At 72.2% G+C, this 19,682-nt stretch carries 15 protein-coding genes; 5 read left to right on the top strand and 10 right to left on the bottom strand.

All coding sequences use genetic code 11. From position 1 onward, the window contains the following. Positions 1 to 42 precede the first annotated feature (42 nt). Positions 43 to 909 (bottom strand): LLM class F420-dependent oxidoreductase, encoded by an 867-nt coding sequence (locus AA23TX_RS26440; protein WP_155545528.1) that lies wholly within the window; start codon positions 907 to 909, stop codon positions 43 to 45. 190 nt (positions 910 to 1,099) lie between these two features. On the opposite strand from AA23TX_RS26440, the gene AA23TX_RS26435 reads away from it, so the two are divergent. The 3 genes from AA23TX_RS26435 (at position 1,100) to AA23TX_RS26425 (ending at position 4,527) form a co-directional block, all read left to right on the top strand. Further along, positions 1,100 to 2,164, top strand: coding sequence for a DUF2855 family protein (locus AA23TX_RS26435; protein WP_196425539.1), 1,065 nt, complete (start codon positions 1,100 to 1,102; stop codon positions 2,162 to 2,164). A gap of 109 nt (positions 2,165 to 2,273) precedes the next feature. Next, on the top strand, positions 2,274 to 2,966 hold the full coding sequence (locus tag AA23TX_RS26430; RefSeq protein WP_155545526.1) for a DUF2306 domain-containing protein: 693 nt from the start codon (positions 2,274 to 2,276) through the stop codon (positions 2,964 to 2,966). A gap of 40 nt (positions 2,967 to 3,006) precedes the next feature. Next, positions 3,007 to 4,527 carry an FAD-binding oxidoreductase gene (locus AA23TX_RS26425; protein ID WP_230862711.1) on the top strand — a complete coding sequence of 507 codons (1,521 nt, stop codon included), beginning with the start codon at positions 3,007 to 3,009 and terminating at the stop codon, positions 4,525 to 4,527. A gap of 125 nt (positions 4,528 to 4,652) precedes the next feature. Here AA23TX_RS26425 and AA23TX_RS26420 read toward each other — a convergent pair whose 3' ends face one another. The 3 genes from AA23TX_RS26420 to AA23TX_RS26410 are packed head-to-tail and all read right to left on the bottom strand — an operon-like array spanning position 4,653 to position 9,326. Continuing rightward, positions 4,653 to 5,981 carry an extracellular solute-binding protein gene (locus tag AA23TX_RS26420; RefSeq protein WP_155545525.1) on the bottom strand — a complete coding sequence of 443 codons (1,329 nt, stop codon included), beginning with the start codon at positions 5,979 to 5,981 and terminating at the stop codon, positions 4,653 to 4,655. Positions 5,982 to 6,001: 20 nt separating this feature from the next. After that, on the bottom strand, positions 6,002 to 7,696 hold the full coding sequence (locus tag AA23TX_RS26415; RefSeq protein WP_155545524.1) for a thiamine pyrophosphate-binding protein: 1,695 nt from the start codon (positions 7,694 to 7,696) through the stop codon (positions 6,002 to 6,004). A gap of 46 nt (positions 7,697 to 7,742) precedes the next feature. Further along, positions 7,743 to 9,326: a 4-hydroxyphenylacetate 3-hydroxylase family protein gene (locus AA23TX_RS26410; RefSeq protein WP_155545523.1), complete on the bottom strand. Its 1,584-nt coding sequence runs from the start codon at positions 9,324 to 9,326 to the stop codon at positions 7,743 to 7,745. 281 nt (positions 9,327 to 9,607) lie between these two features. On the opposite strand from AA23TX_RS26410, the gene AA23TX_RS26405 reads away from it, so the two are divergent. Continuing rightward, positions 9,608 to 10,792 carry an acyl-CoA dehydrogenase family protein gene (locus tag AA23TX_RS26405; RefSeq protein WP_155547314.1) on the top strand — a complete coding sequence of 395 codons (1,185 nt, stop codon included), beginning with the start codon at positions 9,608 to 9,610 and terminating at the stop codon, positions 10,790 to 10,792. A gap of 26 nt (positions 10,793 to 10,818) precedes the next feature. Beyond that, complete coding sequence (locus AA23TX_RS26400) at positions 10,819 to 12,138, top strand: FAD-dependent oxidoreductase (RefSeq protein WP_230862710.1); 1,320 nt, start codon at positions 10,819 to 10,821, stop codon at positions 12,136 to 12,138. Positions 12,139 to 12,393: 255 nt separating this feature from the next. Here AA23TX_RS26400 and AA23TX_RS26395 read toward each other — a convergent pair whose 3' ends face one another. From AA23TX_RS26395 to AA23TX_RS26370, 6 genes are all read right to left on the bottom strand, one after another. Then, positions 12,394 to 13,644, bottom strand: coding sequence for a cytochrome P450 family protein (locus tag AA23TX_RS26395; RefSeq protein ID WP_155545522.1), 1,251 nt, complete (start codon positions 13,642 to 13,644; stop codon positions 12,394 to 12,396). Between the two features lie 51 nt (positions 13,645 to 13,695). Beyond that, on the bottom strand, positions 13,696 to 14,925 hold the full coding sequence (locus tag AA23TX_RS26390; protein WP_155545521.1) for an acyl-CoA dehydrogenase family protein: 1,230 nt from the start codon (positions 14,923 to 14,925) through the stop codon (positions 13,696 to 13,698). Positions 14,926 to 15,040: 115 nt separating this feature from the next. After that, complete coding sequence (locus tag AA23TX_RS26385; protein WP_155545520.1) at positions 15,041 to 16,396, bottom strand: condensation domain-containing protein; 1,356 nt, start codon at positions 16,394 to 16,396, stop codon at positions 15,041 to 15,043. Next, positions 16,393 to 16,617, bottom strand: coding sequence for an MbtH family protein (locus AA23TX_RS26380; protein ID WP_155545519.1), 225 nt, complete (start codon positions 16,615 to 16,617; stop codon positions 16,393 to 16,395). The genes AA23TX_RS26385 and AA23TX_RS26380 overlap by 4 nt, the downstream gene beginning before the upstream one ends. Next, on the bottom strand, positions 16,614 to 18,362 hold the full coding sequence (locus AA23TX_RS26375) for a non-ribosomal peptide synthetase (protein ID WP_155545518.1): 1,749 nt from the start codon (positions 18,360 to 18,362) through the stop codon (positions 16,614 to 16,616). The genes AA23TX_RS26380 and AA23TX_RS26375 overlap by 4 nt, the downstream gene beginning before the upstream one ends. Before the next feature lie 29 nt (positions 18,363 to 18,391). Further along, a complete protein-coding gene (locus AA23TX_RS26370) occupies positions 18,392 to 19,528 on the bottom strand; it encodes an epoxide hydrolase family protein (protein ID WP_155545517.1) in 1,137 nt (378 codons plus the stop codon). Positions 19,529 to 19,682 lie beyond the last annotated feature (154 nt).

The following is a 19,682-nucleotide window of genomic DNA, read 5'->3' as shown; positions in this document are numbered from 1 at the left end:
GAGCCGTGACCCCACCGGGGTCACGGCTCGTTCCGTGCCCGGTCAGGCGACGGCCGGGACGATCTTGTTGCCCACGATCTCCGCCTGCGCCACCGGATCCGGACCCGAGATGATCCCGATCGCCGTGTCGACGCCGAGGTCGCCCAAGCCGCGCAGCAGGCCGGCCAGCTCGTCCGCGCGCTCACCGTACGTGCCCAGCTCGAAAGGCAGGATCACGGTCTTCTCGACCGCGTCGTAGTCGCGGCCCTCGGCTTCGCACAGCCGGCGCAGGACCGCGAGCTTGTCGGCCAGGTCCGGGGTCGGGTACAGGTTGCACGCGTCGCCGTAACGGGCGACCAGGGGCAGCGTGCGCCGCTCGCCGCCGCCGGCGATGAGGATCGGCGGGTGCGGCCGGGTCAGCGGCCGCGGCACCAGCAGCGGCTCGGGCAGGCGGTAGTGCTTGCCCTCGAAGGGTTCCGTCCCGCCTTCCCACAGCCGCAGGCAGATCCGGATGGTCTCCTCGAGCCGCTCGAAGCGCTCGGCCACCGGCGGGAACGCGATGCCCATCCCGGCCGACTCGTCGGCGTCCCAGCCGACCCCGATCCCCAGCACCGCCCGGCCGCCGGACAGGACGTCCAGGGAGGTGATCGCGTTGGCGAGCACCGCGGGCTCGCGGAAGTGGACCCCGGCCACCACCGGTGCGAGCCGGGCGCGCGAGCTGTGCACCGCCATCACGGTGAGCGCCGTGAAGCACTCGAGGTAGGGCTGCTCGCGCCCGCCCGCCTGCGGGCCCTGCCACAGGTGGTCCCCGACGCCGAGCAGGTCCACCCCGGCGTCGTCGGCGGTGCGGGCGAAGCGGGCGATGACCTCGGCCGCCTTCGCCGGGCCGCCCGCCCAGCCGAATTCCCCGAACTCCAAGCCGATCTTCACGTGGTCCTCCCGGTCTCCGCGGTGTTCCTCCGGTCCTCGATGGTGTCAGCGCGACCGCCCACCGGGTTCTCGCCGCGTGCGGTCTCCCGCCCCGGCGGCCCCCACCCGGCACTGCGGGAGATGCGGGCGGTACCCGCCGCCGGTGACGATGCGAGACGGCGATCGACCCGCGAACCGAGGAGTGTCTCCTGTGGACGGATACGGAGTGCTGGTCCGGAAGGACGACCTGACCGCGACCGAGGTCGTCGCGGAACCGGTGCGCCCGCCCCGCGACGGCGAGGTCACCCTCGAAGCCGACCGCTTCGCCCTCGGTCAGATCAACGTCACCTACGCCCGGCTCGGCGGCGCCCTGCTGCCGTTCTGGAACGCCTTCCCCGCACCGGAAGGCCGCGGCCGCGTACCGGTCTGGGGTTTCGCCACCGTCGTCGCGTCGCGCCACCCCGGGGTGGCCGAGGGCAGCCGCTGGTTCGGCTTCCTGCCCTTCGGCACGCACCACACCCTCGCCGTCGAGCCGTCGGGCGCCGGGTTCGTCGACCCCGCACCGGAACGCGCCTTCCTGCACCCGTGGTACCGCACCTACCAGCCCGCCGGCGCCCCCGCGGCCACCGACGACCTGGTCGCGATGGCCCGGCCGGTGTTCCCCGCGTCGTACCTGCTCGACGAGTTCCTCGGCGAGCAGGCCGCCCGCGGTGCGCGCACCGTGGTGATCACCAGCGCCTCCAGCCGGACCGCGCTCGGCCTGGCGGAACTGCTGGAGCACCGCGGCGACCTCACCGTCGTCGGCGTGACTTCGCGGCGCAACTGGGACTTCGTGGCCGGGCGCGGGATCTACGACGTCGTCGCGGCCTACGACGACCTCGCCGGGCTGCCGATCACCACGCCCGCCGTGCTCGTCGACTTCACCGCGGCACCCAAGCTGCTGCGCGAAGTCCACGAAAAGCTCGGCGACGGCCTGCAGCACAGCGCCCTCGTCGGGTACACCAGCCCGGACGCGGTCGTGCAGCCCGACCCGATGCCCGGCCCCGAGCCGCGGATCTTCTTCACGCCGGCCGTCGAATCGGAGACCGTCGCCCGCGAAGGCGCCGAAGCGTTCTACGCCCGCTACCACGCGGCCGAAGCGCGATTCGTCGCCCGCGCCGCGTCCTGGTGCGCGGTGCGCCCGGTCTCCGGCTTGCCCGCCGCGGCGGACGTCTTCCGCGCGCTCGTCGCCGGCGAGCAGCGGCCGGACGAGTGCCACATCGTCAGTCCACAGTAGACCGGGCACTCGGCAACCGGGAAGATGCCCGCCGCCCTGCACCGGGGTGAGGCTGGCACCCGACACCGGCCGCCGCCGCGGGGCCCCGCGCCGAGCAGGAGGAACAACCGTGACGCAGCACATCGACGAGATCCGGGTACCGGGTCCGCGGCGGCCGGGCCGGCCGCCGTCCGCCCCCGCCACCGCCGTGAAGTTCTGGCAGCGGCCGTGGATCATCCCACTCTGGCTGGTCGTCGCCGCCTTCCTGTACGTGCAGACGAGCCCGTTCGTCGGCACGCCGGAGAGCCAGGCGCCGACCCCGCCGCACGACGGCTTCGCCGCCTACTACCCGCTGCTGATCGCGCACATCTCGTTCGGCACGGTCGTCATGCTGTCGGCCTGCCTGCAGATGTGGCCGATGATCCGGCACCGTTACCCGAAGGTGCACCGCGCCTTCGGCCGCGTCTACGCCATCGCCGCCATCCCGACCGGCGTCGCCGGCCTGATCATCGTGCCGTTCGCGCCGCCGGTCGGCCAGATCGGCGTCACCCTGACGACGGCGCTGTTCCTGGCGAGCACGATCGCCGCCTGGGTGCTGGCGGTGAAGCGGAAGTTCAAGCTGCACCGGCGGTTCATGATCTACAGCTTCGCGCTGCTGATGAACAACGTGTGGGGTCCGGTCATCGTCAAGATCGGCCTGCCGCTCGGAGTCGACATCACGTACCTGCTCGAGTCGGCCCGCTGGGTGGGCTGGGTCGTCAACCTCATGATCGCGCAGTGGTTCCTGTACTGGACCGCTTCACGACGGCGCGAGTTCGCGTGACACGGCCGGGGAGTACCGGCAGGAATCAGGAGGGATCACAGTGAGCACGAACGGCCATCCGACCGGGCTCGGCGCGTCCACCATCACGTCCGCGGACCCCCGCTACGCCAGCATGGTGCGCGGGCACAACCACCGGTTCGTCGCCCGGCCCGACTACGTGCGCGTGGTGACCACGACCGAGCAGGTCGTCGAGACCGTCGGCGCCGCGGTGGCGGCGGACGAGCGGATCACCGTGCGCAGCGGCGGGCACGGCTTCGAGGACTTCGCCACCGCCGACAGCGGCGTGCTGCTCGACATGTCGGAGATGAACCAGGTCTACTACGACCCGGAGCGGCTCGCGTTCGCGATCGAGTCCGGCGCCACCCTCGGGCACGTGTACCGCGTGCTGTTCAAGGGCTGGAACGTCACGCTCCCGGCCGGCGAGTGCACCGAGGTCGGCGTCGGCGGGCACTTCGCCGGCGGCGGCTACGGCACGCTCTCGCGGCGCATCGGCGCGGTCGTCGACTACCTCTACGCCGTGGAGGTCGTGGTCGCCGACGCCGACGGCACCGCCCGCGCGGTCGTCGCGACCCGCGAGGAGGACGACCCGAACCGCGACCTGTGGTGGGCGCACACCGGTGGCGGCGGCGGCAACTTCGGCATCGTCACCCGGTACTGGGTGCGCTCCCCCGGCATCACCGAAGGCGCGCCGGAAGAGCTGCTGCCGAAGGCGCCGAGCATGTGGCGCAACGGCATGGTCGCCTGGGACTGGAGCTCGATCACCGAAGCCGACTTCAAGCGGCTGCTGAAGAACGTCGGCGACTGGTTCGAGCGCAACAGCGACCCGGGCTCGCCGCACGCGCAGCACTCGGCGTTCTTCTACTCCTCCCACCGCTCCAACGGGATCCTGTCCATCGGCGGCATGGTCGACGGCGCGGTCGAAGGCGGCGAGGAGCTGCTGGACGCCTACTTCGACGCGGTCACCGAAGGCGTTTCCGCGCAGCCGGTGTTCCGCCAGCAGACGTTCCGGCCGTGGCTGTACTTCGCGGCCTACCCGAACTGGGGCGACCAGGGCACGCCGGACGTCCGGCGGGTCAAGATCAAGGCCGCGTACCTGCGCAAGGGCTACACCGACGCGCAGATCGACACGATCTGGGAGCACCTGGGCACCGGGACGACGTCCCGCAAGGAGCTGATCCTCATCGGCTACGGCGGCGAGGTGAACACGGTGGCCCCGGAGGCGACCGCCACCGCCCAGCGCGACTCGATCCTCAAGGCCGCGTTCATGGCCTGGTGGGGCGACGAGGCGGACGACGAGCTGGTACTCGGCCAGGTGCGCGACTTCTACCGCGACGTCTACGCCGAAACCGGCGGTGTCCCGGTCCCCAACGAGTACAACGACGGCTCGTACATCAACTACCCCGACGCCGACCTGGCCGACCCGGCGCACAACAAGTCGGGTGTCGCCTGGACGACGTTGTACTACAAGGACAACTACCCGCGGCTGCAGCGGGTGAAGAAGCGGTACGACCCGCGGAACGTGTTCCACCACAGCCTGTCGATCGAGCTGCCGGAAGACTGACCCACCATCCTGGACGCCCCCGGTGCCCCTACCCCGCACCGGGGGCGTCCGGCTGCCGGGAAAACCGGGACGCGCACGCGAAAGGGGCTCCAGGTCACCCTGGAGCCCCTTTTTCGCCGTCGTCCTCAGTCGACGGTGAAGCAGTGCGGCCCGCGCGGGCCCCCTGAGGTCACGTCGTGGACGTACGCGTCCAGCAGCGCCTGCGCGTCGGCCTCCGCGCGGCGGAACCGCTCCGCCGGGTCCGCGCCGCGGGCCAGGACGTCGTCCATCGCCGCCGTCAGCACGTCGTGGATGCCGCCGTAGTCGCCCAGCAGCGGGCCGCGGGCGGCGAGCGAGCCGTCGCCGGCGTGGAGCTGGTCCGGGGCCACCCGGTGGTACGGGTGCTCGGCGAAGTAGCCCTCGTCCTCGAGCCGCGCGATCGCCGCGTTCGTCACCGGGATGAAGCTGCTGATCTTGTGCCACTCCGCCGCGTTGCGCGGGTTGTTCACGAACTGCAGGAACGCCAGCGCGCCCTCTTCGACCACGGGGTCCAGGCCGGCGCCGAGCCACAGGGACGTGCCCGCGACGACGTTGCCCGCGAACGGCACCTGCTCGTTGTACGGCAGCCGGCTCACCACCAGGTCGAACCCGGCGTCCTTCGCCGCCGCCACCGTGTAGCGCACGTCGGTGCACGAGCTGAAGCGGAACGCCGTCTGCCCGCCGATGAACCGCTGGAACGTGCCGAGCCAGTCGTTGACGGCGCCGGTGTAGAGGTACGTGCCCGCCGCGTGCAGGCGCTGCCACCACTCGACCCAGGTGAGCATCTCCTTACCGGCCAGGCTGATCCGGGTGCCGCGCGCGGTCCGGCCGTTGTCCGGCTCCACCATCAGCGCGCCCTGTGTGCCCAGCGCCTGCTGGAAGAAGATGCCGTGGTTGGCCCACGTGACGCCGTGGGAAGGACCGCCGGACAGCCGGGCGACGGCCGCGCACGCCGCCTCGAGCTCCCCCCACGTCCGCGGGATCTCCCGGACGCCGGCGGCGTCCAGGACGGACTTGTTGGTGTACAGCAGGCTCGTCGTGCCGACCGTCGGCATCGAGCCGAGCTCGCCGTCCTGGCTGTAGAAGTCCCGCAGCGGCCGGATGACGTCACCCGTCACCACCGGCTCGCCGAGGATCTCCGTGCGGCCGGCGACGGCGCGCTCCACCGGCGTGAACAGCGGCACGCCGTCCCGGTCGACGGCGTCGCGCGCGATCTGCGTCGCCGTGTAGTAGTACTCGGCGATCGCCGGGCGCCGGCCGCCGAGCGCGGCTTCGTGGATCTCCTGCGGCATCCGCCGGAAGTTGCTGCTCTGGATCTTGATCTCGTACTCGGGGTGCCGACGCTCGAACTCCTCGCCGAGCCGCAGCAGCGGCTCCATGTAGTTCGGGAACGTCAGATCGGCGAGCCAGACGTCGACCACGGTCCTGGTGCCCATCGGGGTCTTCTCCTCCCAGTTCACGCGGCGGCCCGGCCGGACCCCGGCGCTCCCGCCGGGCCACCGCCCGCCTGCAGCTGTCCGGCCAGGTCCGCGAGGAACCCGGCCACCACGTCCGGGACGACCTTGCAGTCCAGCACGAGCGTTCCCGCGCGGCCCCGGTCGAGCCACGCCCGGACGGCGTCGAGGTCCTCGACCGTCCGCACCACGGCGGCCGTCGCGCCGAACGCACGGGCGAGGCCGGCGAAGTCCGTGTCGGCGAAGGCGATCGAGTCCGGGTCGGCGACGTCGCCGTAGACGTGGACCTCCCAGCCGTAGGCGGCGTCGTCGTAGACGACCACCAGCGCGGACTCGGCGGTGCGGACCAGCGTCTCGAGGTCGGGCAGGCCCATCAGGGCGCCGCCGTCGCCGAGGGCGACCACGGTGGTGCGGTCCGGGCGCCCGGTGACCGCGCCGACCGCGCCCGCGAAGCCCAATCCGATCACCTGGAACCCGACCCCGGTGAACACCAGGCCGGCGGGATCCGGCGCCGGCAGGTACATGATCGGCCAGCCGGCGAAGTGCCCGCCGTCGGTGACCAGCGTGCGCTCCGGGGGCAGCAGCCGGGCCAGCTCCGCCGACAGCGCGCGCGGGTCGATCCGGTCGGCGGTGCTCCGGTCGTCGAACGGCGCGTCCACCCAGCCGATCTTCCCGAGCTCGCCGAGCTCGGTGCGCCAGCCGGACGCGCCGGTACCGCGGGCCCGGAGCGTGTCGAGCAGGGCCACGGCCACGTCGGCGGCGTCGCCGGTGACCGTGAGGTCGACCCGCGGGATCGCCGGGGCGGCGGAGGCGTCGATCCGCACCAGCGTCGCGTCGGGGCCGGGCAGCTTGCCCCCGTGCAGGGTGAAGACGTTGAGCGTGGCGCCGAAGGCGAGCACGACATCGGCCTCGGCGATCAGTTCGGCCGCGCGCGGCGAGGAGAACCCGCCGCACAGCCCGACCGACCACTTGTGCCCGGCGAACAGCCCGGCCGCCTGCACGGTCGTGGCCAGCAGGCCGCCGAGCTCGTCGGCGAGGTCGGCCAGGATCTTCGCCGCGCCCGCCTGCCAGGCGCCGGCGCCGGCGAGGACCAGCGGCCGCCGTGCCCCCGCGAGGGCTTCGAGAACCGGCGCCAGCTCGCCGGGGGCGGGCGGTGTCACGTGCACCAGGCGCGCGGTCGCCGCCTGGGGTGCCGGTACGGCCGGGACCTCGGCCTTGAGCAGGTCGTCGGGCAGGCAGAGCACCACCGGGACGCGGTCCTGGCGGGCCAGCTCGAGCGCGTCCGCCGCGGTTTCGCGCGCGGTCGCCGGGTCGGTGACGCGGACCGCGCGGGCACCGAGGCTCTCGATGAACTCCCGCTGGGCGAAGTCGGTCGGCCGGGGCGGCCGGCCCACCGGCGCGTCCCCGCAGACGAGCAGGACCGGGCTGCGCCGCTTCACCGCTTCGGTGAGCCCGGTCGCGACGTTCGTCAGGCCGGGGCCGTAGGTGGTGGTGCAGACCGCCACCTCGCCCGTCGTGCGGTAGTACGCCTCGGCCATGGCGACGGCGCCACCTTCGTGCCGGGCCGGCACGTAGCGGGCGCCGGTGCCGGTCAGGGCCTCGACGAAGTAGATGTTGCCGTTGCCGACCACGCCGAAGGCGTGCCGGATGCCGTGGTGCGCGATGGTCTCGGCCACCGCGGCCGCGAGCGTCGTCATGTGCCGTCCTTCGTCCCGGGCCTCGCGGCCGTGCGGGTTCGCGGTCTCAGAGCCCGGACAGCCCGTCCCGGAAGTGGCGCAGCTCGCCGAACGACGAGAGGTCGGGCACCGTCCAGCCGTCCAGGTCGTACTCGGCCAGGCAATCGTCCACAAAGGACTTGTAGCCGTCGACCGTGCCGTCGGCGAGCTGGCCGAACAGCAGCTCGACCCGGGTGTTCTCGTGGCTGCCCGCGTAGTTGCGCTCGTAGAGCTCGTGCCGGCCGCCGAACTCGGTGCCGACGGCGTCCCACAGCAGCTTCATCACCTTCGCGCGCTCGACCGAGTCGACACCGCCCGAGCCGCGGACGTACTTGTCGAGGTACGGCCGGATCTCGGGGTTCTTGAAGTCCTCGGCGCTCGAGTTGGTGTAGATGAGGCCGCTCGCGACGTCCTGCATGATGATCTCCCGCACCCGCGGGTAGCCGACCTGCATGAACCACCGGTAGGCCAGGCCGTACTGCGGGTTGGGCAGGTACGCGCCGTTGCGCCACGGCACCGGGTTGCGCGCCGCGGAGTCCGACAGCGACCAGAACAGGTTGCGCCACGCCAGCACTTCGCCGACCCGGCTCTGCACGCCGCGGAAGTCCTTGGTGCCGGTGATCTCCAGGGCCTTGATCAGCAGGCCGGCGAGGAACTCGAGCTTCACCGCGAGCCGCGTGCAGCCGTGGAAGGTGAACCGCTCGATGAAGCCGGACTGGCCGGTGAACAGCTGCACCTTGCCGATGTCGCCGTAGATGAACACGTCCTCCCACGGGACGAGCACCTTGTCCAGCACCAGGATCGTGTCGTTCTCGTCGAGCCGCGACGACAGCGGGTGGTCGAACGGGCTGCCCATCACCGCGCTGGTGGCCGAATAGGACGGACGGCAGATCAGCTTGGTGCCCGGCGCGCCGGTCGGGATGGTGCAGACCAGCGCGAACTCGCGCTTCTTGATCGGGATACCGTAGTGGGCGATGAAGTTCGCGTGCGTCAGCGCGGACCCGGTCGCGACGACCTTGGCGCCGCTGACGATCAGGCCGGCGTCGGTCTCCTTCTCCACGTGCACGAACACGTCCGCGACCTCGTCCGGCGGCCGGTTCCGGTCGACCGGCGGGTGCACGATCGCGTGGTTCCAGTACAGGACCTTCTCCTGGGCTTCCTTGTACCAGCGCCGGGCGTTGCCGTCGAAGGGGGCGTAGAAGTCCGCGTTCGCGCCGAGCGTCCCGAGGAAGGCCGCCTTGTAGTCCGGGCTGCGGCCCATCCAGCCGTAGGACAGCCGCGACCACGCGGCGATCGCCTGCTGGTCGCCCACGAGGTCTTCGACGCTGCGCGGCGTCGCGAAGAAGCGGTGCGTGTAGCCGTCGCTGCCGGTGTCGGTCGGCTTCGTGAGGACGTCCTTGGTGGCCGGGTCGTGGAGCGCGTCGTAGAGGCGCGCCGTCATCCGGATCGGGTTGTGGAACGCCGGGTGCGACGTGACGTCCTTGACCCGCTCGCCGTAGAGGTAGACCTGGCGGTCGTCGCGGAGGCTCTCGATGTACTCGTCCCCGGTCAGCGGGCGCGTCACCGGCCGCCGGCCGGCCTCGTCCGCGGCGTGGCTCGGTCCCTCGGTCACGGCAATGGTCTCCTCTTCCCGGCGCGAGACGCGCCGAAGCGGGACAGGCGGACGAACGGGTGCTGCCGAAGTCGATGCTCGCACCGGCGGCGCCCCGCGCGCTTCTCGTGCGATGCGGGAACCGCCGTCTTTCCCCTTGCCCGGCAGCGCGTTCGCAATCGGGGAGATGCCGCGGCGCAGCGGCGGGTGCGACGGTCGACGACGGGATTGAGGGCGACTCGCGCGTCGCCGGTGTTTCGAAACGCTCAGTCCACCGTCGGAGAACTTACCTGGAGGAAATGGTGACGACGAGCGACGTCCCGGCCCGCGAGGAGATCGTCGGCCGCGCGGCCGAACTGGTTCCCGTGCTGGCGAAGAACGCGGAATGGTCCGAGGAGAACCGCCGGCTGCACGACGACTCCGTCCAGGCTCTCGCCGACGCCGGGATCTTCCGGCTGCGCACGCCCAAGCGCTACGGCGGCTACGAAGCCGACACCCGCACCCTGGTCGAGGTCGGCAAGCAGCTGGGCCGGGCCGACGGCTCGACGTCGTGGACCGCGTCGGTCTACTGGATCCCCACCTGGATGACCTGCCACTTCCCGGACGCCGTGCAGGACGAGGTCTTCTCGACGCCGGACGTCCGCGTGTGCGGCACGCTGAGCCCGACCGGGATGGCGGCCCCCGCCGACGGCGGCATCGTCGTGAACGGCAAGTGGGGCTTCATCTCGGGCGCCCAGCACGCGCAGTGGCAGGAGATCATCGCGATCTTCGTCGACCCGGCGGGCGGCGAGCCGTACCCCGTGATGGCGCTGGTGCCGATGAGCGACCTGGTCACGATCGACGACTGGCACACCGCGGGCCTGCGCGGCACCGGGAGCATCACGACCATCGCGGAAAACCTGTTCGTGCCGCAGGAGCGTGTGCTGCCGCTGCCGGCGATCCTCGGCGGCCAGGGCGCTTCCGAGGCGAACGCGGGCTCGGCGATCTACCGCGCGCCGCTGCTGCCGGTCGCGTCGGCGTCGTCGGTCGGCACGGTGGTCGGCCTGGCCCACGCCGCGCGCGAGGCCTTCCTCGAGCGCCTGCCGAACCGCAAGATCACCTACACGAACTACGCGAACCAGGCCGAGGCCCCGCTGACGCACCACCAGCTGGCCGAGGCCACCCAGAAGATCGACCAGGCCGAGTTCCACGCCTTCCGGCTCGCGGACTCCGTCGACGCGCACGCGGTGAGCGGCGCGGAGTGGACGCTGGTCGAGCGCGCGCAGGCGCGCGGTGACCTGGGTGCGGTCGTCCGGCTGGCCAAGCAGGCGGTCGACATCTTCGCCACCGCCAGCGGCGGTTCGTCGGTCTTCCTGGACGTCCCGATCCAGCGCATCGCGCGGGACATCGCCGCGGTGAACCAGCACGCGCTGATGCACCCCAACACCAACGCCGAGCTGTACGGCCGGGTGCTCGCCGGTCTCGAGCCCAACACGCTCTACATCTGAGCCCGAGGAAGCTGGAGGTGACCGCGGTGCCGAATCTTGGCGACCGGGCGGTGGTGCTCGGCGGGAGCATGGCGGGGCTGCTGGCCGCGCGCGTGCTGTCCGATGCCTACGCCGAAGTGGTGATCGTGGACCGGGACACCCTGACCGGGGTGGACACCGCCCGCCGGGGCGTCCCGCAGGGCCGGCACGTGCACGGTTTGCTCGCGCGCGGCCAGCAGATCCTGGAGGAGCTGTTCCCCGGCTTCACCGAGGGCGCGGTCGCGGCCGGCGTGCCGACCGGCGATCTCGGCGAGCTGCGCTGGTTCTTCAACGGGCGCAGGCTGCAGCCGGGAACCACCGGGCTGACCTGCGTCTCGGCCGCTCGGCCGGTGCTGGAGAGCCACGTCCGGCGCGGCGTGGAGAAGCTGTCGAACGTCCGGCTCGCCGAGCGGACCGACATCGTCGCGCTGGTGGCGTCGGCGGGCAACGACCGGATCACCGGGGTGCGGATCCACCCGCACGACGGCGTCGAGCAGGTGCTCGAGGCCGACGTCGTCGTCGACACGACCGGCCGCGGCTCCCGGACCCCGAAGTGGCTGGAGGAGCTCGGCTACGAGCGGCCGGAGGAGGACCGGGTCAAGATCGACCTGACCTATACGACCCGCGTCTACCGCCTGCCGGACGAGTCGATCCTGAACGGTGACCTGTCGATCAACCCGGTGGCGACCCCGTCGCACCCGCGGGGGGCGTTCTTCTCCCGCATCGAAGGCGGGAAGTCGGCGGTGTCGCTGACCGGCGTGCTCGGCGACGCCGCGCCCACCGACCCGGAGGGCTTCCTCGAGTGGGCCCGGACGCTGCCGGTGCCGGACGTCTACGACGTCATCAAGGACGCCGAGCCGGTCGACGACCCGGTGGCGTTCAAGTACCCGGCGAGCGTGCGGAAGCACTTCGAGCGGCTGCCGCGATTCCCGCGCGGGTTCCTGGTGATGGGCGACGCCGCGTGCAGCTTCAACCCGGTGTACGGGCAGGGCATGACGGTCGCCGCGCTCGAGTCGCTGGTGCTGCGCGAGCACCTCGCACGCGGCGGCGAGGTCGACGCGAAGGCGTTCTTCAAGGACATCGACGGCGTCATCGCGACGCCGTGGGAGTTCTCGGCCAGCGGCGACCTCGCGTTCGCCGAGGTGGAAGGCAAGCGCACGGCCAAGGTCCGGATGGGCAACGCGTACATGGCGAAGCTCCAGGCGGCGGCGACGCGCGACGGCAGCATCACCCGCACCTTCATGCGGGTGGCCGGCCTGGTCGACCCGCCCCAGTCGCTGATGAGCCCGGGCATGGTGCTCAAGGTGCTGCGCAAGTCCAAGCCCTGACCTGCCCCACCCAGCGCCCCCGGCCCCCGGCCGGGGGCGCTTCCTCGTGTGCACCAAGGGTCGACACGCGTGATCCAGGAGTCGACACGCGTGATTGCGGCGACGACACGGCCCCGGCCACCGCCCCATGCCGTGTCGACCCTTCAATCACGCGAGTCGACCCTTCAATCACGCGTGTCAGCGCTTCAATCACGTGTTGGCGCACGTGGAAGTGCCCCGGCGCTCGGGGGCGCCGGGGCACTCGGGACGGACCTCTCAGGCGGCGTCGGCCGCCTGAGCCGCCGCGGCCAGGCGGACCGGGAGGGCGCGGTGGCCGTTCATGATGAACGTCGGCAGCGGCTGGAGCTCGTCGCGCTCCACCGCCAGGTTCAGCTCCGGGAACCGCTCGAACAGGGTGGACAGGCCGATCGTCGCGACCGCGCGCGCGATGCCGGCGCCGAGGCAGAAGTGCGGCCCGTGGCCGAACGAGAGGTGCTGCTTGTCCTCGCGGGCGAGGTCGAACGTCTCCGGCCGGTCTTCGTGCAGCTCCGGGTCGCGGCCGACGGCGCTGTAGTTGACCAGGATCGGGTCGCCGGCCGGGATGGTGACCCCGCCGTCCAGCTCGATGTCCTCGACGGCGTAGCGCAGCGGCAGGTGCGCCAGCGGGGACTCGACGCGCAGCGTCTCGTCGATGACGTCGTCCCAGCTCGCCCGGCCCGACCGGACGAGCTCGAGCTGGGCCGGGTCGGCCAGCAGCGCCGAAATGGAGTTGTCGAAGAAGTTGATCGTCGTCTCGGAACCGGCGCCGAGGATCGCGAAGATCGTGTCGGTGAGCTCGACCTCGCTCAGCTTGGAGCCGTCCTCGTCACGGGCGGCGACCAGGTCGCTGGTGATGTCCTCGCCCGGGTTCGCCCGCTTCTCGGCGATCAGGTCGCCCATCGCTCCGCGCCAGCCCGCCAGGACCGACTGCGCCTGCTCCGGCGTCACCGTGGTGTCGACCATCATGTCGATCACCTTCGCGGTCTTGACCCGGGCCTCCTCGCCCATCCCGATCAGGTCGGCGACGAGCCGCGCGGGCAGCGGGTAGGCGAACCGCGCCCGCAGGTCGACGACTTCACCCGGGGCGGCCGCGGCCAGGCCCTCGATGAGCTCGTTCGTCAGCTCCACGATCCGCGGCTTGATCGCCTCGGTCCGCCGGGGCGTGAACGCCTTGCCGACCAGCCGGCGCAACCGCACGTGGTCCTTGCCGTACGAGGTCACCATGTTGTCCATGGCGACCCAGCTGATCATCTGCCAGTCCGGCGGGATCTCGCCGTTGATGAACGCCGGCCAGTGGTTGCGGGCGCTCTTGGTGACCCGCGGATCGGCGAGCAGCTGCTTGATCACGCGGTGGCTGTTGACCGACCAGGCGTGCACGCCGCCGGGCAGCTCCACCAGGACCGCCGGCCCCTGCGCGCGCAGGGCGGCCGCCTCCGCGTGGATGTTCGTTCCGCTGGTGTCGAGGGCGAAGGGACAGCGCTCATCCATGACTTTCTCCATGAGGTTCGGGCGGATCCTGGTACCGCGCGGCGCCGGCGGTCATTCCGGCACGCCGAAGGTGAGGCGCGCGAGCTCCCGGTTGGCCTTGCCACCGAGGAACAGGCCGACGCCGGCGTGGCTGTGCACCATCGACAGGTCCCGCCACACCCGTTCGATCCGCTCGCCGTTCTTGACCGCGCTGGAGCCCGCCGTCGGGAACAGGTGGTCGGCGACCGCCGACCAGGTGAGGGCGATCGCCTGCTTGCTGATCAGGGCGAGCCGCAGCTCCGTCTCGCGGGTGAACGCGGCCGCGCCGCGGGCGCAGGTCTCACTCCACTGCCGCAGCGCGCCGAACACGGCGGCCTCGGCGGCGCCGATCTTGCTCACCGCTTCGCCGTAGTGGAACTGGTAGTCGGTGTCCTCGGTCCGCGGCACGATCGGCAGGTAGGTCGTGGTCCGGGTGCGCATCAGCTCCGCGTACGCGTCCAACGCGCCCTGGGCGATGCCGACCGACAGGACACCCAGCTCCAGCAGCATGAAGCTGAGCGGGCCGCCGCCGTACTCCGGATTGCCGTGCAGCTCCCGGCCCGGCGTGCCGCCGGTCACCGGCAGCTGGCTCACGTGTGCCTCGATCGCGCGGTGCGCGGGCACGACGACGTCCTCGACGCGGATGGTGTGCGAGCCGCTGCCCTTGAGGCCGAGGCCGTTGCCCCAGTCGTCGAGCCGCTGCCACTGCGCGCGCGGCAGCAGGAACATCAGCGGCCGCGGACCGGCCTCACCGGCGACGAGCGTGTGCCCGACGAAGTGCGTCGCGTACGGCGCGCCCGAGCTGTAGCCCCAGTTCCCGTTGACGAGCCAGCCACCGTCGCCGGTGGGGACGCCGGACCCGGTGGGACCGACGGTGATCGGGCAGAGGAAGTCGCCGCCGGCGAACACCTCGTCCTGCGCCTCGCGGCCGAAGAGGCTGGCCACCGGAAGGGCGTGCGCCGCACCGAACAGGTACTGCCACCCGGTCGACGGGCAGCCGCGGGCGATCGTCATCGCCACCCGCATGAACGTCTCGACACCGAACTCGTAGCCCCCGTACCGGCGCGGCACGAGCAGCCGGTAGAAGCCGGCCTCGCGGAACTGTTCGTGGGTGTCTTCGGCGTAGTAGGTGCGCTTCTCGGTTTCGGCCTGGCGTTCCACCAGCGACGGCGCGATCGCCTCGGCCCGCTCGACGACCCGCGCGGGCGTGAGGTCCGGTTCCGGCGGGGGCGGAAAGTCCTCTGTGGACACACTGGTGGTCATGACTGGACAGATCCTTTGCCTCGGATGGGTCTCACTCCAGTACCGGTGCACCGCCGGCCCTCCTCGGCCCAGGGTGGCACGGGCGGGGCGGCGGTCTCGTCTCCCCGGTTGCCGATCAGGAACCCGCCACCGGCGAGTCCGGCGCGCCGGTCAGCTCGGCGAGCAGCTCGCGGAACTCCTTCGCGGTGGCCTCGACCGTCGCGCGGTCGTACAGGTTGGCGTCGTACTTGAGGCTCGACGCCATCTCGCCCGAAGGCAGGATGTCGGTCGCCCACAGCCCGCCGTCCGGGATGCCGCAGCTGACCGGCTGCGAGATCGTCCGGCGGCGGATCTCGGTGCAGGTCAGGTCGCCGACGACGGTCTCGTCGAGCGCGTCCGGCGACTGCAGCACCTCGAACGCGACGACCGCGCGGTCGGCCGCGGCGAACTGCGTGACCACCTGCGGCACCTCGGGCACGACCAGGCTGAACGGGATGTCGTTGGCGTAGGCGTCGAAGCAGGTTTTGCGGACCCGCTCCAGCAGGTCGCGCAGCGTCGCGGAGCCGTCGAGGCGCACGCGCAGGGCGACGAAGTTGAAGTACGGCCCGACGGAGTCGGCGTACTCCCGCTGGAACCGGCCCGAGGTGAAGGTCGGGACCACGATGTCGGTCTCCCCGGTCTGCCGGTGCAGCAACGCGACGTAGGCGGCCAGCAGCACCATGAACGGCGTGCTGCGTGCCGACTTCGCGAACGCGAGGGTCGCGGCCGTCAGCTCCCGGTCGATCAGGAACCGGTGCACCCCGTAGGCGCTGGTGCGCGCCGGGTCCTTCGGGGTGTCCGTGGGCACGGCGAGGATCTGCGCGCCGGCCAGCTGCTCCCGCCAGTAGGCCAGCGGGCGGGCGACCGCGGCGGCCGCGGCGTCGGAGTGCTGCCACGCGGTGAAGTCCCGGTAGTGCCCGACCGGGGGCAGCTCACGCGGGGCGTTGCCGCGGCGGGCGGCGTAGAGGAGCGTCAGGTCGCGCATCAGCACCTGCATCGACCAGCCGTCGGTGGCGCTGTGGTGGGTGACCAGCACGAGGACCGCGTCCTCGTCGTCGAACCGGCCCAGCACCGCGCGCAGGTGCGGCAGCGGGCCGACCGGGAACGGGATCGCCTCGATCTCGTTGGTGAACTCCTCGGCGCGCACGTCGCGGCCGCTCGGCTCGGCGAGCAGGTCCCGGACCTCCAGGTCGACCGGGGACGGCGGGTGGATCCGCTGGGACCGCTCCTCGCCGCGGGTGATGGTGGTGCGCAGCGTCTCGTGCCGGACGACGAGGTCGTCGAGCGCGGCCCGCAGCGTCGCGAGGTCCAGGGCGCCGCGGACGCGCCAGCCGTAGGCGAGCGTGTGCAGGTGCCCGAAGGCACCGTCCAGCTCGCCCTTGTCGTAGGCGCAGAGGAACTCCTGGTTGAGCGAGAGCGGCAACGGCCCTTCCGGCACCGCGGGTCCGGTCATCGGGCATCCCTCCTCGGGTCGGCGGCGGCCAGGCTGCGCGGCCGCGGGTCGGTCCAGTGCGCGCGGACGTACTCGAGGCAGCCGTCCTTGGCCGCCGGGCCGTGCGCCTCGGTCCAGCCGCGCGGCACGGTGAGGTCCGCGGGCCACAGCGAGTACTGGTCCTCGGCGTTGACCAGCACCCGGAAGGTGCCGTCCTCGACGTCGAACGGGTTGGTGCTCATGCTTCCCCTCCGCTGGGCAGCAGCTCGTCGAGCGCGGCGACGGTCGGTGCGTTGAACAGGTCCCCGATGGTCGGTTCCAGGCCGAGCTCGGCCTGGATGCGGCTGATCAGCTGCATGGCGAGCATCGACTGGCCGTCGAGGTCGAAGAAGCTGTCGTCGAGCCCGACCCGGGCGGCGCCGAGCACCTCTTCGAACAGCGCGCACAGGACGCGCTGGCGGTCGGTGACCGGCGCGCGGTACTCCCCGGCGACCGCGGTCTCCGGCACCGGCAGGGCCTTGCGGTCCAGCTTCCCGTTGGGGGTCAGGGGAAGCGTGTCGAGCACGACGAAGGCCGGGACCATGTAGTCGGGCAGCAGCTCGGCGGTGTGCGCGCGCAGCGCGGGCACGTCGACCGTCCCGCCGGCCGCGGGCACGACGTACGCGGCGAGCTTCGTCTCGCCGGGCTCGTCCTCCCGCGCGACGACGGCCACGTGCGCGAGGCCGGCGAACTTCGACACCACGGTCTCGATCTCGCCGAGCTCCACGCGGAAGCCGCGGATCTTCACGAGGTCCCCGGCGCGGCCGACGAAGTCGAGCACCCCGCCGGCGGTGTACCGGACGAGGTCGCCGGTGCGGTACATCCGGCCGCCGTCCCCGCCGAAGGGGTCGGCGACGAACCGGTCGGCGGTCAGGTCCGGCCGGCCGTGGTAGCCGCGGCCGAGCCTGGTGCCCGCGAGGTACAGCTCGCCGGCGGCGCCGTCGGCCACCGGTTCGAGCCGTTCGTCGAGCACGTACGCGCGCAGGCCGTCGAGCGGCTCGCCGACGGGAACGCCGGCTTCGACGTCGGCGAGCGTCCGCATCGGCCAGCTGACGGCGAACGTCGAAAGCTCGGTGGCGCCGTACATCGCGCGGACGACGGTGCCGGGGCAGGTCTCCAGCACGCGGCGCACGGCGTTCGGCGCGATCACGTCGCCGCCGGTCAGCACCTCGCGCACGCCGGCGAAGCACTCCGGCGCTTCCGACGCGACCAGCCGGAACAGCCCCGCGGTCAGGTGCAGGCCGGTGATCGCCCGGTCGGTGATCAGCCGGCGCAGCGTCGCGATGTCGAGGTCGCCCGGCGGGGCGAGCACGATGGTGCCACCGCGCAGCAGCGGCACCCACAGCTCGTAGGTGGAGACGCCGAACGCGTGCGGCGCGACCAGCAGCAGCCGGTCGTGCCAGCCGGTCGCCCACCGGGTGTCGTCGACGAGCCCGAGGACCGCGCGGTGCGGCACCGAGACACCCTTGGGCTCCCCGGTGGTGCCGGAGGTGTACATGACGTACGCGACGTCCTCGGGGTGCCCGGCCACCGCCGGGTCGCTCTCGGGCAGGCCGGCCCGGTCGTCCTCGTCGACCACGACGACCCGCCCCGCCACCGGCAGGCCCCGCTCGCGCAGGGCGCGGTCGGTCAGCAGGATCGGGTCGCCGGCGTGCTCGAGGATCCACTGCTGGCGCTCCACCGGGTTCGAGTGGTGCAGCGGCAGGTACGCGGCCCCGGTCTTGAGCACCGCCAGCACGGCGACGACGACGTCGGGTGACCGGTCCATCAGCACCGCGACCGGTCGCTCGTCCCCGGCGCCGAGGCCCAGCAGGCGGTGCGCCAGCCGGTTCGCCAGCCGGTCGAGCTGCCGGTAGGTGAGCACCACGCCGTCGGCGGACACGGCGACCGCGTCCGGGGTGCGGTCCACCTGCTCGGCGAAGCGCTCTTGAAGGGACCGGGAAACCATCGGGAACTCCAATCCGGATTCGGCCGGGCTCAGAGGGAACGGGCGAACTTGCTGATGTCACCGGCCAGCAGCCCGGGCTGCTCCATCGCGGCGAAGTGGCCGCCGCGATCGAACTCCGTCCAGTGCTTGATGGTCGGGATGTCCCGGTCGGCCCAGCGGCGGATCGGCAGGAAGAGGTCGCGGGGGAACACCGCGACACCGACCGGCACCTCCAGCGGCGGCGGCCGCACGCCGCTCGCGGCGAGCCGGACCCCTTCGGCGCCTTCGTAGTAGAACTGGGCCGACGGGCCGGCGCTCGCGGTCAGCCAGTAGGTCGAAACGATGGTCAGCAGGTGGTTGCGGCAGACCGCGTCCTCGGGAACGAGCACCGCGTCGGTCCACTCGCGGAACTTCTCCACGATCCACGCCAGCTGGCCCACCGGCGAGTCGGTCAGCCCGTAGGCCAGCGTCTGCGGACGCTGCGCCATGACCCGCATGTAGCCCGACAGCTCGGCGTCGAACTGCCCGAGCCGCGCCAGCCGCGCCTGGTCGACCTCGTCGAGGTCCGCGAAGTCGGCCGGGTCGCCCGAAGGGAAGGTCATCAGCATGTTCACGTGCACGCCGAGCACGTGGTCCGGGTCGATCCGGCCGAGCTCCAGCGAGATCACCGAGCCGGCGTCGCCGCCTTGCGCGATGTAGTGGTCGTAGCCGAGGCGGCGCATCAGCTCGGCCCACGCGCGGGCGATGCGCGGCACGTCCCAGCCGGTCTCCTCCAGCGTCGAGAAGCCGTAGCCGGGGATCGACGGCACGACCAGGTGGAACGCCTGCTCGCCGGCGGCGGGCCGGGTGAGCGGCTCGACCAGGTCGACGAACTCGACGACGCCGCCCGGCCAGCCGTGGGTGAGCACGAGCGGGATCGCGTCCTCGTGGGGCGAGCGCACGTGCACGAAGTGGATGTCCGAGCCGTCGATGCGGGTCCGGAAGTTGGGGAACGAGTTCAGCTTCGCTTCGGCGACGCGCCAGTCGTACCCGGTCCGCCAGTACTCGGCGAGGTCCTTGAGGTAGTCCAGCGGAACGCCCCGGCCCCAGCCGACGCCGGGCAGCTCGGCCGGCCAGCGGGTGGCGGCGAGGCGGGCGTTCAGATCGTCGAGGTCGGCCTGCGGGATGGAGACGCGAAACGGCTGCATTGGTCACGGCCCGTTCGTCGGCGAGGACAACTGACTCCTGGATCCTCACACCGCGCGGGGCCGTGGGACGTCTTCCCGATTGCCCCCACTGCGCACGATTCCCCAGCATGCGGCGGAAAAACGCAGAAAGCCGTCCCGGGCACGGCGAGTGCCC

It is taken from the genome of Amycolatopsis camponoti, from assembly GCF_902497555.1.
GTDB lineage: Bacteria > Actinomycetota > Actinomycetes > Mycobacteriales > Pseudonocardiaceae > Amycolatopsis > Amycolatopsis camponoti.
This window is presented reverse-complemented; position numbering and strand designations above follow the sequence as displayed.